25 protein-coding genes and 1 pseudogene are annotated in these 23090 nt (G+C 68.9%); 17 read left to right on the top strand and 9 right to left on the bottom strand.

Features of this window, described 5'->3' with window-relative positions; genetic code table 11:
• Positions 1 to 64 precede the first annotated feature (64 nt).
• Entirely contained in the window at positions 65 to 2233 is a 2169-nt protein-coding gene (locus tag AB0C12_RS12850; protein WP_360547275.1) for a transglycosylase domain-containing protein, read from the bottom strand.
• A gap of 242 nt (positions 2234 to 2475) precedes the next feature.
• Entirely contained in the window at positions 2476 to 2919 is a 444-nt protein-coding gene (locus AB0C12_RS12845; protein WP_360547273.1) for a hypothetical protein, read from the bottom strand.
• A 95-nt stretch (positions 2920 to 3014) separates the two neighbouring features.
• Here AB0C12_RS12845 and AB0C12_RS12840 point away from each other — a divergent pair, with 95 nt between their 5' ends.
• Positions 3015 to 3299 (top strand): adhesin, encoded by a 285-nt coding sequence (locus tag AB0C12_RS12840; RefSeq protein ID WP_360547271.1) that lies wholly within the window; start codon positions 3015 to 3017, stop codon positions 3297 to 3299.
• Between the two features lie 43 nt (positions 3300 to 3342).
• On the opposite strand, the gene AB0C12_RS12835 is transcribed toward AB0C12_RS12840, so the two are convergent.
• Entirely contained in the window at positions 3343 to 4938 is a 1596-nt protein-coding gene (locus tag AB0C12_RS12835) for an ANTAR domain-containing protein (protein WP_360547270.1), read from the bottom strand.
• A gap of 858 nt (positions 4939 to 5796) precedes the next feature.
• Between AB0C12_RS12835 and AB0C12_RS12830 the strand changes: the two genes are divergently transcribed.
• Entirely contained in the window at positions 5797 to 6210 is a 414-nt protein-coding gene (locus AB0C12_RS12830; protein ID WP_360547268.1) for a hypothetical protein, read from the top strand.
• Positions 6211 to 6290: 80 nt separating this feature from the next.
• Here AB0C12_RS12830 and AB0C12_RS12825 read toward each other — a convergent pair whose 3' ends face one another.
• Positions 6291 to 6968: a response regulator transcription factor gene (locus AB0C12_RS12825; RefSeq protein ID WP_360548972.1), complete on the bottom strand. Its 678-nt coding sequence runs from the start codon at positions 6966 to 6968 to the stop codon at positions 6291 to 6293.
• A gap of 146 nt (positions 6969 to 7114) precedes the next feature.
• Between AB0C12_RS12825 and AB0C12_RS12820 the strand changes: the two genes are divergently transcribed.
• The 4 genes from AB0C12_RS12820 to AB0C12_RS12805 all read left to right on the top strand — a co-directional run bounded on the left by AB0C12_RS12820 (position 7115) and on the right by AB0C12_RS12805 (position 8517).
• The gene (locus AB0C12_RS12820; RefSeq protein WP_360547266.1) at positions 7115 to 7450 is read left to right on the top strand and encodes an STAS domain-containing protein; all 336 of its coding nucleotides are present in this window, start codon (positions 7115 to 7117) and stop codon (positions 7448 to 7450) included.
• Between the two features lie 2 nt (positions 7451 to 7452).
• Positions 7453 to 7761, top strand: a complete 309-nt coding sequence (locus AB0C12_RS12815; protein ID WP_360547264.1) for a BON domain-containing protein — start codon at positions 7453 to 7455, stop codon at positions 7759 to 7761.
• Positions 7762 to 7912: 151 nt separating this feature from the next.
• A complete protein-coding gene (locus AB0C12_RS12810; protein WP_360547262.1) occupies positions 7913 to 8278 on the top strand; it encodes a hypothetical protein in 366 nt (121 codons plus the stop codon).
• Positions 8248 to 8517, top strand: coding sequence for a hypothetical protein (locus AB0C12_RS12805; RefSeq protein WP_360547260.1), 270 nt, complete (start codon positions 8248 to 8250; stop codon positions 8515 to 8517). Before AB0C12_RS12810 ends, AB0C12_RS12805 begins: the two co-directional genes overlap by 31 nt.
• Here AB0C12_RS12805 and AB0C12_RS12800 read toward each other — a convergent pair.
• Together AB0C12_RS12800 and AB0C12_RS12795 are read right to left on the bottom strand one after the other, a co-directional pair.
• Complete coding sequence (locus tag AB0C12_RS12800) at positions 8512 to 9090, bottom strand: STAS domain-containing protein (protein ID WP_360547258.1); 579 nt, start codon at positions 9088 to 9090, stop codon at positions 8512 to 8514. The two genes, AB0C12_RS12805 and AB0C12_RS12800, sit on opposite strands and share 6 nt — an antisense overlap.
• A gap of 5 nt (positions 9091 to 9095) precedes the next feature.
• The gene (locus AB0C12_RS12795; RefSeq protein ID WP_360547256.1) at positions 9096 to 9395 is read right to left on the bottom strand and encodes a GlsB/YeaQ/YmgE family stress response membrane protein; all 300 of its coding nucleotides are present in this window, start codon (positions 9393 to 9395) and stop codon (positions 9096 to 9098) included.
• A gap of 351 nt (positions 9396 to 9746) precedes the next feature.
• On the opposite strand from AB0C12_RS12795, the gene AB0C12_RS12790 reads away from it, so the two are divergent.
• Both AB0C12_RS12790 and AB0C12_RS12785 read left to right on the top strand, forming a co-directional pair.
• A complete protein-coding gene (locus AB0C12_RS12790) occupies positions 9747 to 11105 on the top strand; it encodes a HAMP domain-containing sensor histidine kinase (RefSeq protein ID WP_360547254.1) in 1359 nt (452 codons plus the stop codon).
• On the top strand, positions 11102 to 11671 hold the full coding sequence (locus AB0C12_RS12785; RefSeq protein ID WP_360547252.1) for a GerMN domain-containing protein: 570 nt from the start codon (positions 11102 to 11104) through the stop codon (positions 11669 to 11671). Before AB0C12_RS12790 ends, AB0C12_RS12785 begins: the two co-directional genes overlap by 4 nt.
• A 43-nt stretch (positions 11672 to 11714) precedes the next feature.
• Here AB0C12_RS12785 and AB0C12_RS12780 read toward each other — a convergent pair whose 3' ends face one another.
• The gene (locus AB0C12_RS12780) at positions 11715 to 12152 is read right to left on the bottom strand and encodes a hypothetical protein (RefSeq protein ID WP_360547250.1); all 438 of its coding nucleotides are present in this window, start codon (positions 12150 to 12152) and stop codon (positions 11715 to 11717) included.
• A gap of 725 nt (positions 12153 to 12877) precedes the next feature.
• On the opposite strand from AB0C12_RS12780, the gene AB0C12_RS12775 reads away from it, so the two are divergent.
• Positions 12878 to 13201, top strand: coding sequence for a BON domain-containing protein (locus AB0C12_RS12775; protein ID WP_360547248.1), 324 nt, complete (start codon positions 12878 to 12880; stop codon positions 13199 to 13201).
• Between the two features lie 196 nt (positions 13202 to 13397).
• Positions 13398 to 13802 carry a hypothetical protein gene (locus tag AB0C12_RS12770; protein WP_360547246.1) on the top strand — a complete coding sequence of 135 codons (405 nt, stop codon included), beginning with the start codon at positions 13398 to 13400 and terminating at the stop codon, positions 13800 to 13802.
• 26 nt (positions 13803 to 13828) lie between these two features.
• On the opposite strand, the gene AB0C12_RS12765 is transcribed toward AB0C12_RS12770, so the two are convergent.
• Positions 13829 to 13990, bottom strand: a complete 162-nt coding sequence (locus AB0C12_RS12765) for a hypothetical protein (protein ID WP_360547244.1) — start codon at positions 13988 to 13990, stop codon at positions 13829 to 13831.
• 429 nt (positions 13991 to 14419) lie between these two features.
• On the opposite strand from AB0C12_RS12765, the gene AB0C12_RS12760 reads away from it, so the two are divergent.
• Positions 14420 to 14950: a BON domain-containing protein gene (locus tag AB0C12_RS12760; protein ID WP_360547242.1), complete on the top strand. Its 531-nt coding sequence runs from the start codon at positions 14420 to 14422 to the stop codon at positions 14948 to 14950.
• A 29-nt stretch (positions 14951 to 14979) separates the two neighbouring features.
• Positions 14980 to 15690, top strand: a complete 711-nt coding sequence (locus tag AB0C12_RS12755; protein WP_360547240.1) for a hypothetical protein — start codon at positions 14980 to 14982, stop codon at positions 15688 to 15690.
• 11 nt (positions 15691 to 15701) lie between these two features.
• Here AB0C12_RS12755 and AB0C12_RS12750 read toward each other — a convergent pair whose 3' ends face one another.
• Positions 15702 to 16037 carry a hypothetical protein gene (locus AB0C12_RS12750; RefSeq protein ID WP_360547238.1) on the bottom strand — a complete coding sequence of 112 codons (336 nt, stop codon included), beginning with the start codon at positions 16035 to 16037 and terminating at the stop codon, positions 15702 to 15704.
• 157 nt (positions 16038 to 16194) lie between these two features.
• Between AB0C12_RS12750 and AB0C12_RS12745 the strand changes: the two genes are divergently transcribed.
• From AB0C12_RS12745 to AB0C12_RS12725, 5 genes and pseudogenes are all read left to right on the top strand, one after another.
• A complete protein-coding gene (locus AB0C12_RS12745) occupies positions 16195 to 16815 on the top strand; it encodes a hypothetical protein (protein ID WP_360547236.1) in 621 nt (206 codons plus the stop codon).
• Positions 16816 to 16817: 2 nt separating this feature from the next.
• The gene (locus tag AB0C12_RS12740; protein ID WP_360547234.1) at positions 16818 to 19259 is read left to right on the top strand and encodes an MMPL family transporter; all 2442 of its coding nucleotides are present in this window, start codon (positions 16818 to 16820) and stop codon (positions 19257 to 19259) included.
• Between the two features lie 708 nt (positions 19260 to 19967).
• A pseudogene (locus AB0C12_RS12735) lies at positions 19968 to 21083 on the top strand (sigma-70 family RNA polymerase sigma factor); the annotation flags it as partial.
• Positions 21084 to 21439: 356 nt separating this feature from the next.
• Positions 21440 to 22465 (top strand): trypsin-like peptidase domain-containing protein, encoded by a 1026-nt coding sequence (locus AB0C12_RS12730; RefSeq protein ID WP_360547232.1) that lies wholly within the window; start codon positions 21440 to 21442, stop codon positions 22463 to 22465.
• Between the two features lie 35 nt (positions 22466 to 22500).
• Complete coding sequence (locus AB0C12_RS12725; protein WP_360547230.1) at positions 22501 to 22974, top strand: hypothetical protein; 474 nt, start codon at positions 22501 to 22503, stop codon at positions 22972 to 22974.
• Positions 22975 to 23090 lie beyond the last annotated feature (116 nt).

The raw sequence follows: 23090 nt of genomic DNA, 5'->3' as shown, positions 1-23090 counted from the left end.
CCCTCGGCACACCGCTGTTCACGGCCGCCGCCCGGCCGAGCCTCCTCGGCCGGGCGGCGGCCGCTCAGGAGTTACCGTGGGCGAGCTTCTCGTTCGCCGGTTTCTTGAACTGGACCTTGCGTTTGCCCTTCATGTAGTCGGCCAGTGTCCGGTAGACCGCGGGATTGACCTGATCGTGGCGCAACCGGTCACGGTGGTTCGGGTAGTCGGGGTTGACCAGGTAACCAGCCACGATCAGGGACGCGGTGCCCGCGATCAGAGCGGCGGTCTTGTCCTTGTCGGTGGTACCCGTCTTGCCGAACACGGGATGTCCGACGATGCGCTTCGTGGCCGCGGCGGTGCTGCCGTCGCATCGGCCGAGCCGAGCCGAGTCGCCGACCGGGCAGCGGGCCGCGTCAAGCGCCGCGCGCGCCACATCCTTGCCGGTCGCCCGGACGCAGCGGGATTTGCCGACGGCCAGCTTCTCGCCGTCCTGGGTGACGATCCGCTCGACCGGGGTCGGAGAGCAGTGTCTGCCGTCCGCGGCCAGCGTGGCGTACGCGTTCGCCATGTCCAGAGGCGTCGTGGAAGATACTCCGAGGGTGAAGGCGCCCCATTGGTGGGCCCGCTTCGGTGACGCGTACTCGGCGTCACTCGCGGACCGGAACTTCACACCGAACCTTTTGGCGACCGCCACCGCGTTCTCGGCGCCAACCCGCTCCTCCAGCGGAACGAAGTACGTGTTGATGGATTTACCGAAGCCGGTCCACATGTTGTAGCGACCCTCGCCGCCGCCTCCGGCGTTGCCGGGACACCAGAAGTGGGTGCCCGGGCAGGCGGAGTCGTTGTCGCGGTCGACGATGTAGTGGGTTCTGGCCCGCTTTTCGGCCTTGATGGTGTAGTCGAGCGGGTAGCCGTCCTCCAGGGCTGCGACGATCGTAAAGATTTTCATGACTGAGCCGGCCTGGTAGCCGGTGATGTCGCCGCCACCGGTGAGCAGCGGATTGGTCGTGTTCGGGTACGAACCCCGGATGCCCTTGGCCGCCTTCTTCGGGTCGGAGCTCAGTCTGTTCTCCGGGTCGGACGGATTGTCCAGCTTGTATCGGCGGTTGGCCGCGAGCAGCCGTACCTTTCCGTTGCCTGGCTCGACCGCGGCAAGCAGCAGAGCGTTCTTGTTCTTCTGCGAGATCAGCTGGGCGATCCGGTGCCGCGCGTGCTTCTGGGCGTCGACGTCCAGGGTCGTGGTGATCCGGTATCCGCCGCTCTTCAGGCGCCGCTCCCGGTCGTACGCGTTCGCTCCGAACTCAGAGCGACTCATCCACCAGCGGTAGAAGTAGTCGCAGAAGAAGCCCCAGCTGTTCCTGGCCACCGACACGCAGCCGTTACCGACCTGCTTGACCTTGTGAGGTATGGCTTCCTTCTTCGCGGCGGCCGCCTCGGCTGCCGTGATCATGCCCATCTGGAGCATGCCGGGAATGACATAGCTGTTTCGGCGCTGTCGGATCTGCTGATGACCGTCCCGGCTGACAGGGTTCATACTGGTCGGTGCCTTCACGATGCCGGCGAGCATGGCGGCCTCGCCGATCGTGAGGTCATTGGGCTTCTTGCGGAAGTAGAGGTAGCTGGCGGCCGCCACGCCGTACGCCCGGTTGCCGAAAGGGACGATGTTCAGGTAGCGCTCCAGGATCTGGTTCTTGGACAGTTGCTCCTCCACCTGCAGCGCATACTTCATTTCGGTGACCTTGCGTTTGGCCGTGTCCTCGGTCGCGTCAACCACCTGCTGCGGCGTCGTCGCCGAGTACGCCAGCGACATCCGGACCCACTGCATCGTGATCGTTGACGCGCCCTGCCGGGATCTGCCGTTGTTGTTGTTCACGAAGGCCCGGACGGCTCCCTTGAGGTCGACGCCGTTGTGGTGGTAGAACTCCCGGTCCTCGGCCGCCACGATGGCGTCGCGCATGTATTTCGAGATGTCCTTCAAGGGCACGTCGCTGCGGAACTCGTCGTAGAACTGTGCGATCTGGGTCTTGTTGTCCGACGCGTAGATGCGGGTGATCTGGGGGGAGGAGAAGTCGCGGAGCTGACTCGGCAGGCTCGCGAAGGCCCGGCTGCCGTCCCTGGCGATCAGACCGGACATGGCAGCGGCCGGAAAGGCAGCCGCGGCCACGACCACTCCCGCCACCACGCCACAGACCAACAGCGACAGTGCATTGAAGGAGAAGGTGTGATCGTGGTGACGCTTCCAGACCGTCACTGCGCCTCCATCCGCGATCCTGAGTGCTTAAGCTGCTGACTCGTCACCGTTTCAGCTCACTTCCCGCGACCGATGCCAGCGCATGGCCGCCATATGGGCAACGGCTGCGTCGCCTACCCCTCCGGTCGGTCGTTCACGCGGTGGTGTCCGGATTCCCGAGGTTGGCGTACGACGGCGATCGAGCCGGCGGAGCCGGCTCGATCCGCTTCGTTCGGGGCCCTCAGTCACCGGCAGCGGGCCGGTCAGTGCCGGCGGTCAGTGAGTCGGTGCCGCGCGGCTGTGCGGGGGCTCGGCTTGCGCTCGGAGGCGAACCGGACCTTCTCGAAGCGCGCGGTGACGGGCTGGGCGTAGCGCTTGCCGTTAACCGGGTCGTGGCGCATGAAGGTCGGAACAGCGATGCGTACAGTGAGGACGAGGCTATGGCCTTCGGCCTTCTCGTTGACGAAGGCGATGACGTAGTCGCCGGCGCGGCAGGTGGCGGCGCCGTCTTCCTCGGCCATGGCGTGCAAGGCCTTGCCGTGGGCCTCGCCTTCAGTGCGAGCGACCTTGAGCTGGTCCGCGTCCGCTTCTGCGCTGCTGTGCTGCGGGGGGTTGTGCCGGCGTGCGTGCGGTCCGGTCCGGGCGACTGAGCCGAGCAGAGTTTTCTGCTGAGCGCGGACCGGCGCCTCCGGCGAGCTGTCACGCAACCGTCATACGCCCGTCGGGACTTCGCCATGCGGGCGTTGAATCGTCGCAGGGGTCATCGCGACCGGAACGACGATGAGAAACGAGGAGAGCCCCCATGCTTGCTGTCACCGAGAACGCCGCAGCGGCCATTCGTGACCTCACCAGTCAGCCAACCGTGCCTGACGGTGCCGGCTTGCGGATCGCCGCCGACCCGCAGGGTGGCGCGTTGAGCCTGAGCCTGGCTCCGCTGCCGAAGGCGGGAGATCAGATCGTCAATGCCGCCGGGGCGCGGCTGTTCATCGATGCCGATGCCGCGACGCTGCTCGACGACAAGGCGCTCGACGCGGTGGTCGACGGGACGGGAACGGTCGAGTTCGCCGTGTCGCCGCAGTCGGACTGACCACCGTCCCCGTAGACCGGCCGATGCGCGGTGTCTGCCACCGTCACGACGAGGCGCAGTCGCCGTCGCTGGTGCGGTACACCGCCGCGTGCACAGCGACCACCCGGCCGTCATCGGCCATCACGGGGTCGGCGACGACGCGGACCCGTGAGGTGACGCCTTCGCGATGCAGCCGTGGCGTCAGGTCGAACGGTTCACCGGCACGGGTCACACGGTGGATCGCGGCTTTGACGGCGGCGGCGTCCTCTGCGATGACGTACCGGGGCAGGGCGGACAGCTTCACCGGTCCGCGGACGGGATCGCGCCGCATGACCCGGTAGGTCTGCGCGGACCAAGTCGTCTCGCCGTTGACGAGGTCCCATTCGGCCCACCCGGCGTCCGTCGCGCGCTGCAGGCGCTCCAGGCGGGAGGCCACGCGTCGCTCGCCGTCGTGGTACTGCCAGTGCGCGAGCAGCCCGTCACCGAATCGGGAGGCCCGCGTGCTCAGGACCACCGGCAGCTGTCCCCGGCTGGTGTGCACGGAGGTCGGCGTGGGTGCCAACCGGAACGGTTCACCGGTCAGCAGTGCGTGCCGGTAGCCGTCGAGGATACCGTTCGTCGTCGCGTGCGGGTGCAGGTCGAGCATGCGACGCCCGCAGATCTGATCAGCGCCGCGCCCGGCGGCGTCGGTCGCCTCCGGGCTGCAGCGGTCGAAGCGGAAGTCGACGATCTTGCCGTCGTGGTCACGTACCGGCGCCAGCAGGGCGAAGGAGTCCGGCAAGGATTCCAGCACCGCCTCGACCCAGTGCGCTGCCGGCGAGGCGACCGGCGACCCGTCGCCGTTGCGCAGCAGCTGCGAGACCCGCCGGCCGCATGCCTGGGCGACCGCAGCCACATACGCCCTGATGCCGATCTCGGGTGTGCCGACCTCGGCCCAGAGGATCGAGGCGACCCCGAAAGTACGTCCGCCGTCACGCAGGGGGATGCAGGCGCGGAGCTCGCCCTCGCCGAGCAACTCGTAGCCGAGCTCGGCGGCACGCTCACGGTCGAGCCAGAGGGGACGCCCGTCGGTCACGGCACGCAGGAAGGCGACGTTCAGGTTGCTCGGCACCCGCTGCCATGCGCTCGCCAGGTTCCGCGGCAGTCCGTACGTGCTGACGAGCCGCACCGCGCCGTCGGGCTCGAGCACGCCGATCAGGACGGCCGTGACCCCGAGCTGGCGCAGACCCTCTGACCAGGCCACCTCGGCGAGCCTCGCGGTGTCCTCGGTCGATCCCAGCGCGGCGCAGGTCAGGTGGTAGCGCGCAGTGATGTCCTCGGGGAGCAGGGAGACGGCGTGTGCCGACTCGGCGCCTTCGTCGAGGTCGACGTGCGGATGTGTCACGTACCGCTCGGGCTTGAAGGAGTCGTCGTCGTGTTCCGGCGCGGGCTCTGGCATCGGTGCGGCGATGCCGAGCAGGCCGCCGGCCACCTCGGCCACTCTCATGTTGCTGCGCTGAGAGATCTGGGAGATGTGCGTGAACGCCTCGTCCGGCGTACAGCCCAGCCGTCCTACGAGCAGTCCTTTCGCCTGCTCGATCACGGCTCGGCCGCGCTGGGCGCGGCGTAGACCGTCCACCTCGCCCTGCAAGCGCTGAACGGCCGCAGTGAGGCGGGCCATCTCACCGCCGGAGGTACTCCTTCGTGCACGGCCAGGCATTCTTACTCCCAAGTGTCCTTGTTGTTCAGAGATGGCCTACGTGAGCTAGTAGGCGCCTGCCTTGACATAGTGTCGGCGGGCCACTGAACGAACCCGCGACAGTTTGATGACGAATCCGTGTTGCGGAACTAGGCCGATGCAGGGGCGGTCATCCGGAGCTGGAAGCTCCCGCAGCTGGTGTTGAGTCCAGGCAACCGGGCCGCTGCCGGCCCCCTTGTGCGGCCGGCAGCAACGAGCCGCTCGTGCTGTCGTCACGCGTCCCGGTTCCTCCGATCTGACGCACCTGGGAGAATCTGAGGCGTTCGGTGGGCCCCGGCCAAGGAGCAACTGGCTGTCGAATCAGACGGTTGCGTATCCGGAAACGCGGTGTGCCCGGGAACGGCCGGAGCCCGCCGAAACGGTCAACGAACTGTCACGGGACAGCCACACAACCGCTTTACCCCCGGGTAATGCGAGGGAAGTACACCGATTCCTCTCCCGGACAAGAAGGTGATCACCATGAGGATCGATCGGATGATTCTCGCCGCAGTGCTGCTGACCTGTCTTGCAGCCTGCGGAGACGACGAAACCGACCCCTCCGCCGCAGGTTCGCCCACCCCGCCGGCGGCTTCCACGCTGCCGGCGACCGCCGCCCCACCGCGAGCTTCGATCCCGCCGGCGGCCTCCAGCCCGCCTGGAGTCGAGCCGTCCGCTGCGGTGACTCCGTCGGCGAGTACCGCCCCGTCCTGCGTCACCGGACGGTGGCGCGCCACGGGCGTGGCGTCGGCCGGCAGCATCGGTGACGCCCGTGGTCGCATCGCCGGCGGTACCGGAACGGCGATGACGGTCGGTCCCGACGGACGGACAGAGGTGGACTTCCGGGCGGCGAAGCCGCTGACCTTCACCGCTGAGGCTGCTAGTACGGACGTGCACGGCACGGTCACGTACAAAGGGTCCTTCCGGGGATCGGTCTCGTTCGAGGGCAGCGGTGGCACCGGACGGTGGATACCCCAGGGGCGGATCAGCTGGAGCGACCTGAACGCCACCGTACGGCTCAGCGAACCGTTCGCCGTCACCCTGCTCGACGGGGTGAACCTCGGCGACGTCACACGGAACACGTTGTCCGGTGCCGGTGGCGCTGTCGACATTCAGCCGATTCTGCGCGGCGGGACCTACGACTGCGCGGGTCAGACGCTGCGGCTGCGCACCCAGGCCAACGGTCCCGACGTGACGTGGACGTTCACCAAGGCTTGATCCTCGGCCCGGCCACTCTGAGCCGAGGCCTCGACGAGGCGGGCGTCTCGCATCGGGCGCGACCGGGCGCTGCCGATAGGTCAGCGGTGCAGTTTGTAGCCCAGCCCGCGGACGGTCACAAGGTGCTTGGGCGTCGACGGATCGTCCTCGATCTTCTGCCGGAGCCTGCCGACGTGGACGTCGACCAGGCGCTCGTCGCCGCCGTCGTACTGCCATACCCGCTGCAACAGCTGCTGGCGTGACAGGACCTTGCCGGCGTGCTCGGCGAGCTCGCAGAGCAGCTGGAATTCCGTACGGGTGACCTGCACCGGCGCGCCGTGCAGCCGGACCTCGCCGGCCTCCGGCTCGAGCTCGAGGTCGCCGAAGCGCAGGATGTGCACCGTTTCGGGGCCGATGGCGCGGGCTCGGCGCCGCAGCGCTCGCAAGCGCGCGGTCAGTTCCTTGACTGCCACCGGTTTGATGAGGTAATCGTCGGCGCCGGCCTCCAGAGCGGCCACGATGTCGTGGGTGTCGTCGCGGGCGCTGATCACCACGATCGGTGCGTCGTCGGTGCGGCGGATCTGCCGGATGCACTCGAATCCGTCGATGCCTGGCAGCATCAGGTCCACCAGGACGGTGTCCGCGGGCCTGCTGCGCTGAGCCGCGAGACCTTCCTCGGCGTTGGCTGCACCCGTCACGGTGTAGCCCTCGTCCTCCAGCGCCATCACGAGTGAGAGCCGGATCCGATCGTCATCCTCGATCACCAGTACAGCGGACATCATCGCATCATCCCCCTGGCCGGGCCTCCGGGCGACCGCAGGGCCGGCGACGTGGCGGACTGTCACGTAACCGTCATGGGGACGCCGGGTCGTCGCCACATGGTTTCGCCAGCCTGGCTACGACGTCGTCAGCTGAGGAGGTCCGGATGCCGGAGCACACCATTCCCGAGACCACCGTCGTGGTCACCGAGGCGCTGGAGGGAACCGCCGTCCAGCTGTGGGGCGATACGATCGCGGCCGCCGTGGGCCTGGAACCGGCTCTACTGGTGATTGACCTGCACGACAGCCCCAGTATCGACGCCTCTGCCGTTGTCATGCTGCTGCAGACGCACCGGTCGATGGTGTGCGCGGACGGGCGATTGCTGGTGCGTGGCGCGGCACCACGGGTCCGGCGGATGCTGGGCCTGGCCCGGGTGGACCGGGTCCTGGACATCGAGGATCGCGCTGCCGGTGAGCCGGCCGTCCCGACGGTGAGGCGCTGAGCATGGTGCCGCTGTGGCCTGACAACGACGGCTGGCAGCCTCGAGGACACGGGTCTGACGACTGGGTCGCCGACGAAGTGCTCGACGCCGAGGACTTCCTGAGCCGGCGGGTCGCCGACGAGATGAACCAGGATCCGCACGTCAGCGGCGGCCAGATGGTCGTGACAGTGCAGAACGGCGTCGTCATTCTCGAGGGTTACGCCGACACCCCGGCAACCCGCGAAGCGGCCGGGCGGCGTGCCTGGGCCACGCCCGGTGTCTTCGACGTGTGCAACATGCTGAGCGTCGATGTGCACCGCGACCAGGACTGATCAACCGTTACGGTCCGACGGCGGGCACAACGCCCGGGCGATCGGGTGACCCTGTGACGGAAGGCCGTGGCAAGACGTGCCACACGTAGCAGACGAGGACCGGCTGAAAGGGTGGGAGCACCGGACCGCTCTGCCGCTGACCATCCTGTCCGTGCTGTTCCTGGGGGTCTATGCGGCGCCGATTCTGGAGCCCGGCATTGACACGGGCTGGCGGCAGTTCTGCGCGTCGGCCAACATCGTCATCTGGGCGGTGCTGGGGGCCGAGTATGTGGTGCGCCTGACGCTCGCCCGAGACCGGCACCGGTCCGCCCGCACCCATTGGTTCGATCTTGTGGTGCTGTTGCTGCCGATCCTGCGGCCGCTGCGCGCGCTGCGGCTGGTCGTCGCGCTCAAGATCCTGAACCGCCTTACCGAGATGCTCACCCGGGGACGGCTGGCCGTGTACGTCGCGGCGAGGACTGTTACGGCGACTATTCACCGGCGACCGTGGAGGGGCGCCTGGTCGCACTCGCGATGATGATCGGCGGCTTCGGCCTGATCGGCTTCGTCACCGGTTCGCTGGCCAGCTGGATCGTCGATCGGATCTCGGTCGAGGATCGGCAGCGCGACGCGACTGGTACGGCGGACGCGGCGGCGCTGCTGGATGAGATCCGGGCCCTACGTGCTGAGGTAGCGGAGCTTCGGTCCGAGGTCAGCGTCGCCGTGCCCGGCGGGTGTGCGGTCACCAGCGGCCGCGAGGCGCCTCCCGCCTCATAGGGCCTGAGCAGACGCCGTACCGATCTGACATAGTGCGGTCTCCTGATCAGGAAAGTGCGGGAAAGCGGCATCCAGCCGCATGGTGTGCAACACCGTCAACACGAAGCGGGACGGCGCCGCCAGCGAGACCGTTCCGCCGTGGCTGCGAGCCTCCTGCCGTGCCCGCACCAGCAGGCCCAGACCGCTCGAGTCGATGAAGTGGACCGCCCGCATGTCCACCACCACGTGGGCGTAGCGACCGGCGGCCGTCATCAATCCGTCGCGGAGCACCTCGACCAGGCTGGAGTCGACATCGGTCAGCGGGGTGATCACCACGGCGTCGTCGTGGACGCGGATGTCGTACGACGCGCCGTGCGCAGGCGCCGGCGCCTCGCGCACCGTGTCCGGAGGCCGGGCCACGGTGATGCTGCACCGCGGGCACCGGTGGGCACCGGTGGCGAAAGGCGAGCCGGTCCAGCCGGAACTGGCGATCAGAGGCCAGACCACATCGTTGTCCCGGGTCACCTCCGGAGCAGTCTCCTCCGAACCGCACTGGTCACAGATCAGCACAGCGGTCCGGCTGGTCCGCGGCACGGCCGTCATCGTGTCCCGGCCACGCGGTCGTAACGACCGGAACCCTGCCGCCGGTCGGTGGTGGTGACGACAATCGCCACGGCGAGCGCGGCCAGCCCGATCTGCAACCCGACTTCGACCGGGCTGACGTGCAGCGAATCGATGCCGACGAGCCGGGCGCCGATGGTGCCCAGCAGGGCAGCACCCACCCCGACCGCCGGGGGCAGCCAGAGCGGCAGGTGCCGGGTCGAGCGCCCGATCCGGTGTCCGACGACGCCGATGACCAGGCCGATGGCCAACGCGGTGAGAAGACTGGTGACGGTCATCGCCTACTGCCCTCCGAGCGGCTTCGTGCGGGAACGGTGGTACGCCGATCGCATCCCGGCCACACCGGGCCAGCAGAGACCTGACGGCGCGGGCCCGCCCACCGTCCTTGCCGGCACGAGCAGGTCGACGTCCATCCGATCAGCCTTGCCGAGGCACCCGGCGAAATCCCGCCGGACCTGTGACAGTTGCATGACAATGCCGCCGGGACAGGCCGGCGGCGTGCCGCCGGCCCGCCCCTCGCGGCATCATGCGGATATGGGGATCAGGCGACAGAGAGCGCATGATCGGGGTTGGCCCGCGACCTGCGCCGGGGCCATGGTGGTCGGCGACGGCGACCGGGTGATGCCCTGATGCGCCGGCTAGGCCTGCGGACCCGGGTCAGTGCGGCGTTCGCGATCGGCGCTTTGCTGCTGTCCGCCTGCGTCACGCTCGTGTCATACGAGCTGACCCGGCGGACCCTGTTCAGCGAGCGCGAGCGTACGTCGGTCAGGACGGCGTACTTCGACGCAGCCGTGGTCGACGCGGGCCTACAGGCGAGCAACCCGGACGTGCTGGAGGTATTGCGCTCGCTCGACACCGGCGCCGACCGTTACGTCCTACTGCAGCGCGACGGCCGATGGTTCTCCCGCACCGCCGATCCGGCTGCCACCGCCGCGGTGTCCCCGGCGTTGCAGGCCATGACCCACGGCGGCGAGGCAGGAGCTCAGCGGGTCCGCCGGGCCGGTGAGCCGGCTTTGGTCGTTGCGGTGCCTTTGTCGTCCTCGGTGGTGTTCTACGAGGTGGTGTCGTTGCGTGAGCTGGACCGGACGCTGCAACTGCTCGCCCTGGTCCTCACCGCGGTGGCGATCATGGTCGCCGGTGGCGGGGCGGCGGTGGGGTGGTACGTCACCCGGCACGCGCTGCATCCGCTGACCGCGGTGGCTGATGCCGCCCGCACGATCGCCGACGGCGATCTGGATGCCCGGCTCAATCCGGAGACCGAGCCCGACCTGGCCCAGATGTCGGAGTCCTTCAATCACATGGCCGACCAGCTCACCCGCAGAATGGAACGTGACCGGCGGTTCGCCGCCGACGTCAGCCACGAGTTGCGGTCGCCGCTGCAGACGCTGTCAGCGGCGATCAGCGTGGTCGACCGTCGCCGTGATGGCCTCGATCCCAAGGTGGCTACGGCTTTCGGGTTGATCTCCGACGAGGTGGCCCGCTTCCAGGCTCTGGTGGAGGACCTGCTCGAACTGGCCCGTGCGGACCGGCCGGCCAACCGTGAACCGACCGACATACCGGCGCTGGTGACGCGGGTGTGCCGGGCGCGGGGCCTGACCGGAGAGCTGTTGCGGATCGAAGGAGACGTCCCGATGGTCTGGCAGGTGGACAGCCGGCGCCTCGAGCAGGCCCTGGGCAATCTGGTCGACAACGCGACGCGCTACGGCGGCGGTGTCGAGGCTGTCCGCATCGGCCGGGTCGAAGGCCAGCGCGGCTATCTGGAGGTGGACGACTCCGGGCCGGGCATCACCGAGGAGGACCGAGACGTGATCTTCGACAGATTCGTGCGGGGCCGGGCGGCGAACGCTCGGGGTGGGACCGACGGCACTGGCCTGGGGCTCTCGATCGTGGCTCAGCACGCCGCCGCGCACCAGGGCTCGGTTGACGTGCGGAACCGTCCGGGCGGCGGTGCCCGCTTCCGCATCGAACTCGCGGGGTGTCTGCCGTGAGTCGATCGCGGCGGCTCGCCGTCGTGATGCTCGCCACGGCACTGCTGAGCTCGTGTGGGGTCTCCACGCAGTCTGAACCGCACGCGGTGGAACTGCCGCGCCGGCCGTTGACCGAGCCCCACTCCAACGCGGCGTCCGAGGGTCCGACCGGCGACGTTGCCGAGGTGCTGTGCATGGTTCGAGACGACCGCCTCGTGCAGACCGTGCGCCGACTCGCCGCGCCGCCGACCGCTCAGGAGCAGATCGATCACCTACTGGCGGGTCCCACCCAAGCAGAGCGCGAACGCCTCATGACGACCGCGCTGGCCGGTTTGTCGGTTGAAGTGCGCGTAGGCGATGACGCCACGGCTCAGGCCGAGATCACCGAAGCGGACGAGGGCAGCGCGCGTACCGACGAGACCCTCGCGTACGCCCAGATCGTGTGCACGCTGACTTCCCGGGCGGACGTTGCGTCGGTGTTCCTGTCACGGGACGGGGATCGGCTCGAGGTTCCGCGTGCTGACGGGTCTCTGTCGCGAGGCCCGCTCTACGGCAGCGATTACATCTCGTTGATCGCGCCGGCATGACCGAACCGTCGCCAGCGTGCGGCAAAGGGGCGGACAGCTTGGATCAAGCCCAGGAACGCACGTCTTGCGCGATCAGGATCTTGTGGTCCTGGAACTTTTCGTAACGGCTGTCGCGCACCAGTCCGTAGGTCCAGGCGAGACGGTCAAAATCGAAGGTGGCGATCACGCCTCGCATCGTCAGCAGGTCGCCTTGGCCGGAATGCTCCGGCAGGTGGCCGAGGGTGAGCAGGCCACGATTCGGAAGATCGACATCCTCGACGACGAACGACCGCTCGCTGATGACGGTGACAAGCACGGCGGTCACCGTGATCCGGTCGCCGACCTCGCTGTCCGCGATCGTGCGCACGGTCGCCGTGGCCGAAGGGCTCGGCACGGTCGGGTCGGTACCGTGCCATCGACCCGGTGACGAGCAGGCGGCCATCGCGAAGATCAGCAGAACGGTGACCGATGCGGAGAACTGCTTCAAGCTTGCCTGGAGCATGAGACACCTCCTCGGATTGGTGGCGCTCCTCCAGATGTACCCCTTTCCGATTGGCTTCTTCCCGGAATCCGATGTTTGGTGAGAGACGATGCCGGGAGGTCCGGATCGTCATGAATCTGTCACAGACCCGGGTAAGCCCCGCCATGTTGCCGCGGGAGACTCCCTCCGGAACCGGGCGACAGATGGGCCGATGATGACAGTTGTTGCCACCAGTCAGAACGAGCAGCACGGCCAGACCAGCCTCAGCGGCTTTGCGGCGCGCCGACGCGGTGGGGCTCTGTTGCTCGTGGCGAAGCACACCGTGGTAGGCCGCGCTCTGCAGACCGCCCGGATGGGCCACGCGCTCCGCGCGTTCCTTACCGTGCCGCAAGCGATGTCGGCGGTGCCGCTGGAGGAGTCCTCCCGTACTGGGACCATCCGGCAGCGAGGGTAGCGCGGGGTGCCGGTGATGCCGTGGGGGTCGGAGCGCTCCCCGCAGTCGAGTTGCACGACGCACCGCCGAATCTGGCATGCCTGGCGCTACCTCTCCAGCGGTCCCCGGCGCCCGACTGTTCGGCGTGGCTGTCCTCGCCATCGGCATCCTGGGCCCTGAACAGCCGTGTCGACTGTCGATGGCCGAATGCCTCGGACGGTCATGCAACTGTGATGTCCGCGCGGGCTTCCTGCCACATTCAGCAGGCAGGTTGGTCTGGACAGGCAACCGTCGATGAGCTGGGAGCCGTCCCATGTACTTCTGGATGTATCCGGAGTGGTACCCGACAACGCCGCTGCGCGGTACCGCCGCCGACCCCGCCGTCCGTGCTCGACCGGACCGCCGGCGCACGGTCGATCAGCGACTCCTGCACGAGGTCGCCCGGGCGCTCCTCGACGATCCGGCGGTGTCCGACGGCTGCATCGATCTGCACGTACAGAACGGGATCGCCATTCTGGATGGCGACATCGGGTCGCAGCAGGCACGCCGGGCAGCGGTCGCTGCCGCAGCGTCGATTATCGGGATAAGGGACGTGTGCGATGCTCTGTTGGTCACCGGCGCGTCACGCCAGAAGTGAAACCCACCATGCCCACCCGGCGCGCCGATGGACGGTTGTCGCGGTCCTGACGCTGAGCGTCGCCGTCTCCGCGGCTGCGTGCAGCCCGGCGGTATCTCCGGCGGGCGCCGATGATGCCACCGGCCCGTCATGGAGGATCGACGAGCGTCGCAGCGCGGGAGCGGCGACGCAGACCTCGCCCGCGACGCTGACCGGAGTGTCGATTGAACCGCACGACGCGTACGACCGGGTGGTGTTCGCCTACGACGGCGACCGCCCCGGCTACCGGGTCGCCTACGACGACCGAGCCGATGATCGGATTTTGACAGTGACGATTAACCACGTCGAAGGTTCTCGCGAGCAGCGCCTGACGCCGCAGACTGAGGCTGTGGCCGCGATCATCCAGCATCCGGACCGCGGCCTGGTCACCGACGTCGTGATCGAGCTGGCCGGCGAGGCGGCAGATGTCCGCCTCGCGTTCCGCGTCGGTCTCGATGTCGGTACTTTCTACGTGGACATCAGCCATCCGGACCAAGCCGCATCCGCGGCAGGCGATGATGCGGCTCGCACCACCGCTGGGCCTGGGGGCGCAAGAACCGAGCCCGGCGCCACCATCGGCTGACCTGCGGACGCCGGCCGGAGCCGCTGTCACCGTTGCCGGCGTGTCGCGGGAGCAGCGAGAGCCCCCATGACGAGCGCGACCACAATGGACGAGGCACCGACGAGGATGATCCATCCCGTCGACAGGAACACGCCCAGACCGGCTGTCAGCACGCCCAGCACGGCGATGACCGCGATGAAAGTACGCATGAGCTGCCTCCTGGAATCATTGGTGATCCCAGCCTCACGCGCCTCGGTGGTGGTCTCGACACGACGATGTGACATGTCCATGACGATGCCGGCGACTGCTGCGGAAAATCGGGCGCACCCCGAAAATGGAGCGTGCGGGCGCCCGCATCGGTGCGCCCGCACACTGACCGCTCGGTGAGTTCAGCACCACAGACCACTCTCCGGTGGGCCTACAACGGTAATGCCGCGAGCACGTGACAATCCCATGACGGTCGATCTGGCCGGAGCTCCCGTGGCGAACGGCGCAGAAGGGGACTGGCTCCAGGCAACCGGCGCCCAGGCCGTGCGCCGTCCCGATTGTCATCCGACTGTCATCGGTCAGTGCGGCTTCCGCCAAGGGCAGCCCCCAGCCTGAACGGGCGGACTCTGTGAAGCCGAACGGAGAACACCATGATGATGTGGCCCTTGCCGGAGGATGGACCGTCCCCCGATGGCCGGCGCCGATCTCCTGCCACGGACGATCCGGACCTCTGCCTCACCTACCAGGTCGCGGACACCCTCCTCAGCGATGTCCGTACTCGCCATCAACGGGTCACCGTGCGGGTGCACAACCGCGTCGTGATGCTCAGCGGCACCGTCGACAGACAGATCCACAAGCAGGCCGTCGGTGACGCGGCGCGTGATGTTGCCGGCGTGGTGGACATCTGCAACGCGATACGAGTGACCGGCGACAAGGCCGATTCCCGCGTCGAGAGCACCGACGAATTCCAGAAGATCATCGACCGGCTGAGGGTCGACCATCCGCCGACAACCGATCGGCGCGCCGCACCGGCAAGACATCCGGTCGTATGGGCCGCCTCGGCAGCCGGCGTCTGGGGACTGCTGACCCTGTTGATGGTCAGCTCTCAATGGACCGCGGTGGCACTCACCTGCCTCACCGTGGGACTGATACTGACGGTGGCAGGCCGTCGTCAGACGTGACAACGCCCCAACGTCGATCGTCGCGACCCGTGCAGGAGATCGCTGTGCGGCAGCAACCTGACGACCCCGAAGAGCACGGGGTTCCCGAGCCGGTCGATGCGTCCGACGCCGACGGCGTCGCGGGCAACGCGTGGTGGTGGCGGAGGCCACGCCCGGTTCTTGCGGTTATGGCGGTCCTGCTGGTGGTGACGGCGTCGGTAGCACCGCTCATGGTGGACAGGACGACGAAGCTCAGCGTGGCCGACGTCCCGTTGCGCTTGTCGGCGCTCGAACACCGGGTGCGCCTGGGTGAGACCGGCAAAGGTGCCATGGACACCACGGCGCTGGTACACCCGGGTGAGGGAACATTGGTCGCTGACCGGGATACCGGGCAGATTTTCCTCCTCGAAGCGGCTGACAACAGATTGTGTGTCCTGACGGTCAACGAAGGCTCCGGCGGCGCCGGAACGCAGTGCTGGCCACGGTCGGATCTGCTCACCACCGGTGTCGTCCAGGTCTACGCGCCGGTCGAGTCCGGTTCCCGGGTTATCGTCGTGGTGGCGCCGGACGGCTATACGAAAGCCGCGGCCGGCGACACCAGCGCTGTCGTGTCGGCCAACGCGGCCGTGCTGGAGCTGATGGCGCCGCAGCACCACCTGACCCTTTCCGGGCCGGGAATGCCGACGGTCACGTTCACTCTGACGTCGCCGGGTGCCACGGCGGCGGCCGCCCGTCACATCGCCGGCTTCGCCACGGTGTGAACCGGGCCTGCTCAGTTCTTCTCCGGTACCTCCACCCGGCACTGCCGGGCGAGCCGCTCCACCTCCTGCTGAGCTTTCTGCAGACGGTCGAGCAGCTCCTGCAACCGCCCGGAATTGAAATTGCGCGCGGCCTCGACCGCTTCCCCGACCGTGGACAGAGCGGTGCGGGCCCGCTCGAGGCCCTGCTCGCAGCTGGCCGGCACGGTGATCGTCCGGTCGCCCGAGGAGGCAGCCGGTGACGCTGTGGCCGTCGCAACCGGTCCGGGAGCAGCGGCGATGTCGTCGTTCGTGTTGCCCGCTGTCGCCATGACGGTTCCCCCGAGCAGAAGCCCGACAACGAACGTCAAGGCGGGAACGATCCAGAACCACGGACGTGACCGGGAGGCGTCGATCGACGCGTCGGATGGGTGAGCGGGTCGGGACATGAGCGCCTCCTTCGAAGTCAGGTGAAAATCGCCTACCCGCGGCTGAGGGACGCGAAGCGATTTCGGGTAGCGGCTCGCCATGGCTGAACTGATCCGCCGGGCAAACGCCGCGACGTTGAACGTGATCGATGGCCTTGTGCTCTTCTGGTTGCTGCTGTGGACGGCGGTCGGCGTCTGGGTCGGGCTCTCACTCTGGGAGCTGGCGGCAATCGGCGACACCCTGGTGCAGTCCGGGCGCACGCTCGACAGTGCCGGGGAGGTGCTGCAGGACGCCGGCGGTCTGCCTCTGGTCGGCCGGTGGCCCGGACAGCTGGGCGATCAGGTCCGAGCCACTGCAGCCGAAATCGTCGGCAGCGGGCATGACGCGTCGGCGTACGGCAGGAGGCTCGCGGTTCTGCTCGCCGTCACGGTCGGGATCGCGCCGGTCGTGCCGGTGCTGGCTCCTTACCTGCCGGCCAGGATCGCCCGGCGCCGGGAGGTCGCCGCCCTCACCCGCCTGCTGCGCGACCCGGCCCGCCGCCGGATGGCCGACTTCTACCTGGCGCACCGGGCGGTGGACATGGTGCCGCTGCACCGGCTGCAACGGGTGACCGACGACCCGTGGCGCGACCTGACCGACGGGCTGCCGCAGGCACTGGCCGACGCGGAGCTGATCCGTTTGGGGCTTCGTCGCGACACCGTCCGGGACATCCGCTCGTGACAGTGGCCGGAAGGCCGCGGCGGTCGATCGTCGGCGCCTACGCTCGGCTGGTCGTCCGGCTGCGGTGGTTCATCGTGGTGGCCTGGGCGGCCGTGGCGGTGGCCGGTCCGACCGTCCTGCCGGGTCCGAGCGGGGGGTCCGGCGGAGTGGACGGATTCGTCTCCGTGGACAGTCCGGCCATCCAGACGGAGCTTCGCTCGGTGCAGATCTTCGGGTTTCCTCTGCTCAGTCGTGTGGCGGTGGTGCAGCGCGACGCAAGCGGCCTCTCCCCACTCACCCAGGCCGAGTCCATCGCTCGTGCCGCGGCGGTCACCCAGGGTCAATACGACGACCTCGGGCCGATCCTGGGGGCCATCCCGGTGCCCAACACCTTCGGTGCCTTTCCCGGGGCGCGGGAGAGCGGCACGACGGTGATCACTTTGCTGTTCATGCCACCGAGTGTCGGGTTCAACGAGCAGACGACCGCCGCGAGGTCGTTCGTGGCGAACCACTTCGGCCCCGAGGACAGCGTCGTCGGCGTGACCGGCACGGTCCCGGCCCGGACGGAACAGGGTGCCGTGCTGCAGCGGTGGCTCACCACCGTGGAGATCGTCACCCTCGCTGTCGTGGTGTTCATCGTCGCGATGGCCTTCCGGTCGTTGCTGGCGCCTCTGCTCGCGCTCGTGACCGCCGGCACGGCGATCTTGGTCACCCTCAGTACCGCCGGAGCGGTCGCCGGCGTGCTCGGGGTGTCGGTGCCGGACGAACTGGAACCTCTGCTCGTCGCCTTACTGCTCGGCGTGGTCACCGACTACGTGATCTTCTATCTGTTCGGAATGCGCCGTGAGTTGTCGCTGGGCGCCTCCAGGCTGGTCGCCGCCGAGCGGGCCACCGCCCGGTTCACCCCCATCGTCACCGTCGCCGGCGTCACGGTCGCGTGCGGTACGGGCGCCCTGCTGGTGGCGCGCTCGCCTTTGTTCCAGGCATTCGGTCCGGGCATGGCCCTGGCGGTGCTGATCGGCATGGCCGTCGCGGTGACGCTGGCCCCGGCGATGCTGGCCATCCTGGGTGGTGCCGTCTTCTGGCCCAGCCGGCCCCGGATCGCGCCGGTCGTCGCGTCCGGCGCGACGGAGGTCGCCTCCACACGGTGGACACGGTTGCTGGTGCGCCGCTCCACCGCGGCCGGTGTGCTGATCGGCTGCGTCGGGGCGCTGCTGTTCATGGCCGCGCCGGCCCGCAACCTGGACCTGGGCCTGTCCTTTGTGCCTTCCCTGCCGTCGGACAACTCCGTCCGTCAGGCGGCCGTCGAGGCTCGGACCGGCTTCTCCGAGGGCATCGTGTCACCCACCGTGCTGCTGGTTGAGAGCAAGGGGATCACCGGACAGCGCGTCAACCTGGAGAAACTCGGGGCGCTGCTCGAGCAACGACCCGGGGTCGCCGGCGTGCTCGGGCCCGGTGACCAGGCGCTGCCGACCGAGCTGGGTCTGGTGCTTTCCCGCGACGGCAATGCCGCCCGGTATCTGATCGTGCTCGACGATCAGCCTCTCGGTGCGTCGGCCGTCGACACCGTCGCCGGCCTACAGGACGATCTGCCGGGCCTGTTACGAGCCGCCGGGTTGCCCGGTGCACAGGCCAACATCGCGGGTGACACCGCCATCGCCGAGGGCGTGGTGACAGCCACCATGGATGATCTCAAACGCATCACCATCGCCACCCTGATGGTCAACGTGATCCTGTTGGTGATCTTCCTCGGCGCGGTGGTGGCCCCGCTGTACCTGCTGGCGGCCAACCTGCTCGCCCTGTGTGCGACCCTCGGCCTCACCACCTGGGTGTTCCAGGACCTGCTCGGCCACGACGGACTGACCTTCTATGTGCCGTTCGCCGCCGCAGTGCTGCTGGTGGCCCTGGGCTCCGACTACAACATCTTCAGCGTCGGCCAGGTGTGGCACGAGGCATGGCGGCGACCACTGCGCTCGGCGATGCTGGCGGCCATACCCCAGTCCACCCGGACGGTCACCGCCGCGGGCGTCACCCTCGCTGCCAGTTTCGGCCTGCTGGCGCTGGTGCCGCTGAGCCCGTTCCGCGAGCTGGCGTTCGCCATGGCCGTCGGAATCCTGCTCGATGCCATCCTGGTGCGCTCGCTGCTGGTACCGGCGCTGCTCACCCTCGTCGGACCGGTCAGCGGCTGGCCGGGTCGCCGCCTGCGCCGTTCCGGCCGCGACGGCGCGCCCGATGAACGGGCTCCGGCGGCGGGCGCCACGCCCGCGCCGCCACCATCGCTGCTCCTTCCTCCACCGGTAGCGGCAGCGCCCCTCGAACGGGCCGCGCCGGCGCCGCCGTCGAGATCGCGGACATCGCGGTGCGCACGCCCTGCGCGTGAGAGGGCCCTCGTACGCATTGTCGTCCTGACGGGCATGCTGGCCGTCGTCAGCTGGCTCTGGCGGCGACGGCCGAACCGCCGCTGAGTCCCTTACGCCGGCATCCGTGGGTCGCCATGGTCCCCACTCGTGTACGAGCCCGGACGGTTGTCCGCGGCCAGCTCCCCGGCGTCCACGGGCTCGAACCCCAGTTGCTCGACCAAGTCGATGACCTGTCGCTTCGCGTGCGTGTGGTCGCCGGAGACAACCACGCTGCTGTGAGCATCGGGGCTGCGTTGTTTCCCGATGCGCCGCCACCGGTTTTCAGTTCCCGCCCGATCCCTTGTTCGGCGGACTACCGGGTGGTGGTTTCTTCCTCCGCCAGGGCCCGCCGCTGCTTGCCGACGCCGTTTCTGCAACCCGTTGACCACGTGGGAGGACGAACGGCGCCGGCAGGCAGGGCAGTGACGTCTCTGCTGTGACGGCCCTGGATGGCCTTTCGCCGGCACCCGGGCGACGAACCGGAGCAATCGTGACCGGAAGCCGGGGAACCAGCGACGGCCTCTGCACGGTTGTATGTCAACTCGGTGACGTCTACGGACTCGGCGTTTCCACCGGGCAGCCGCGGGGATAGCGCAGACGAACCTCGATGGCGCAGGTGTCAAGTAACGGCACCAAGGGCCCACCCCGGCCCACCACTGCGACCCGAGGCCGTTGCGCCGCAACTCCTGCTGCAGGCGGATCCGACGTGATCGCCGCCGCGTACGGCAGGCCTACCTGCGCCGTTCACCCCTCTGCGTCCTTCCGGGAGTCACCATGTCCTCAGTCCTGCACGCCAGTCGCGTCTCTGCCCCGCCGGGCATGAACGGGCCAGGCAATGCCGACCCCGATGAGCGGGACCGGGAGAGCATCGAGATCATCCGTCGGATGCGCGACCCGGGCTGTCCGGCCGCCGAGCGGCGACGGCTGCGCGAGCAGGTGGTGCGGTGGAATCTGCCCTTGGCCCGCGGCCTGGCGTCGCGCTATCAGCACCGCGGTGAGACGCTCGACGACCTGCTCCAGGTCGCCGCGCTGGCGCTGGTCAAGGCCGCTGACGGCTACGACCCCGGGCGAGGGCACAGCTTCACCGGCTATGCCGCGCCGACCATCCTCGGAGAGCTCAAGCGGCACTTCCGGGACCGGGTCTGGGCCGTGCACGTGCCCCGGAAGCTGCAGGAGCGGTGCCTGGAGGTGACCCGGACCAGGACTGACCTGGCGCAGCGAGTGCACCATGCCCCGTCCGCAGCGGAGATCGCGACGGCCATGGGTGTCACGGAGGCGGAGGTCCGTGCCACCGCGGCCAGTGCCTCGGCGTATCGGGCCGACTCGCTGAATCGGCCGGTCGGCGGGCGCGACGACGCGGTCGAACGGCAGGACCTGCTCGGGTGCGAGGACGTCTCCTTGGAGGACCTGTGCAGCCGGCTGACCGTACGAGCGGTCGTCGACAGGCTGCCCGGCCGGGAGCGCCGCGTCATCGAGGGCTACTTCTTCGGCGGCCGCACCCAGGCGCAGATCGCCGACGAACTGCACACCTCCCAGATGAGCGTCTCGCGGCTGCTGAGCCGTACCATCGCGAAGCTGCGTAACCTCCTGGCCGATCAGGCAACGCCCGCACCGCGGCAGCCCCTGCCTGACTCCGGCCGGGTGCGGGTGCGAACGCACCGGCTCCGGCCGGGATACCTGGTCGCTGCGGTGCGAGGCCCGCTCGACGATGCGGGCGTGGCCGACATGCGGGACGCGCTGGTCGAACTCGCGGTCACCCACCGTCCGCCGGTACTGATCGTGGACCTGCGACATGTCGGGGACGCCGCGGTTACGGTGGCAGGTGCGCTCCTGGACGCCTACCGCGCCGGCGGGCACACCGGCACACGCCTGTGCGTGGTGAACGTACCGGCGCAGCTGCACGTGCTCCTCTGCCGTGCTGGCCTGCACCGTCTGTTCGCCTGCCGACCGATCCCGCCCACCACACCTCCGTCGGTGACCAGTCCGGTTGCCCCCGTCGCGGCGGCCGATCCGGTGGTGGCAGCGACGGACGTCCATCCGGCGACGGTGGGGTGCACCCGCCGTTCCTGCGCACGCGCCACCAGCACGACGGTGCGGGCGGCGGCATCGCGAGCTCTCACGGGCTGCCGGCGTCGCTCCACGGGCTCGCCGTGCCGGCCCGCCACCACCAGGCATCGGCGGCACTGCATGGGCCGAAATACCGGCCGGAACGGGCTCAGCGGGCATTTACCGGGTAGCGACGCGACATGTCCACTTCCCGCAAAGCCCTATTACACACCGTTCTCATCTCATCCCTCCTGGCGCTGTCGCTCTCTCTTTCCGGATGCACCGGCCAGGACAAGCCCGCAGCCGCCCCGCCCAGCGCCGTGGCCGCGCCCGCCGCCACGCTGCCTGAGGTCGTCGCCCGGATGGAGCCGTCGGTGGTCACCGTCCTGGTCGGCAAGGGGCTCGGGTCCGGTGTGGTCTTCCGCGACGGCGGTCTGGTACTCACCAATCAGCATGTGGTCGGCGACGCGCGGACCGTGCAGCTCGCGCTGGCGGACGGCTCCCGGGTCGACGCCCGGGTCGTCGGCACCGACGTCGTCACCGACCTCGCGGTGTTGCGTGCCGAGCGCACCGAACTGCCGGTCGCGCAGTTCCGCACCCAACTGCCGCAACCGGGGGAGACCGTGCTGGCGATGGGCAGTCCGCTCGGGTTGATGAACACCGTCACCGCCGGCATCATCTCCGGGGTAGGGCGCGAGATCCCCGGCTCAGCCAGCCGGAGCCGCGCTCTGGTGGACCTGTTGCAGACCGACGCGCCCATCTCGCCCGGAAACTCCGGTGGCGCGCTGGTGGACGCGAGCGGTCGGGTCGTCGGCATCAACGACGCCTACCTCCCGCCGTCGACCGGAGCGGTGTCGATCGGTTTCGCCATTCCGTCGGCCACCGCGCTCGACGTCGCCGACGATCTGCTCGACGACGGCCGGGTCACGCATCCGTACCTCGGGGTGGCCGTCGACCGGCTCACACCGCAGATCGCCCAGGCGCTGAACACCGGCACCGACCGCGGTGTGCTGGTCCGAGACGTCGTCGCGGGGGACCCGGCGGCACAGGCGGGGCTTCATCCCGGGGATGTCATCACCGCTTTCGCCGGCGAGCCGGTGCCGACCGTGGAGGCGTTCCTGGGTGCCTTGCGGGGCGTCGACCCGGGCGACAGCGTCGAACTGACGCTGCTGAGCAACGGCAAGCAACAGACGGTCAAGCTGACTGTCGGTGCTGCCGAACAGTGATCCGAACGACACCTGTGACAGCTAGGGGGATGACCATGGCAAGCCACGTTCCGCGTCGGCTCGCGGCAGCGGTGGCGGTGTGCCTGCTGACCGTGGCGACGGCCGGCTGCGTCGAACAGACGGCGCCGACTCCGGTTCCCGTCCCGGCCAACGGATCCACCGCCCCGGACTACTTCGGCACCACCGACTTCATCGGCCGGACGGTGACCGTGTCGGGCACCGTCACGAGGCTGATCACCGACACCTCCTTCGAGCTGGACACCCGCGAGTACGGCGATGACTCGCTGCTGGTGCTGTGCGAGCCCGGCCGCGCGGTATCCGCGGGAGACCGGGTGCGGATATCGGGCAACGTGCAGAAGTTTCTCTACGACGTGTACGCCGCAGACCATCATCTGGCCGGCGACGCTGCCACCTACGCAGAGTTCACCGGTGAACGTTTCCTCGTGACCGCCGAGGCGATGACGGCCGGATCAACCGAGGCTGACCAGGCCGGTGGATCAGCGCGCTGAGAGGAGCAGGAAATGACGAGCGCAGGAACGGGGCTACCGGTGGTCGTCGGTGTCGACGGCTGCGAGGGGTCCTTGGCGGTGGTGCGGTGGGCTGGGCATTACGCGGCCGATACCAG

Source organism: Actinoplanes sp. NPDC048967 (genome assembly GCF_040649415.1).
Classification (GTDB): domain Bacteria; phylum Actinomycetota; class Actinomycetes; order Mycobacteriales; family Micromonosporaceae; genus Actinoplanes.
The sequence above is the reverse complement of the archived record's forward strand: the minus strand, read 5'-3'. Positions and strand labels throughout refer to the sequence as shown.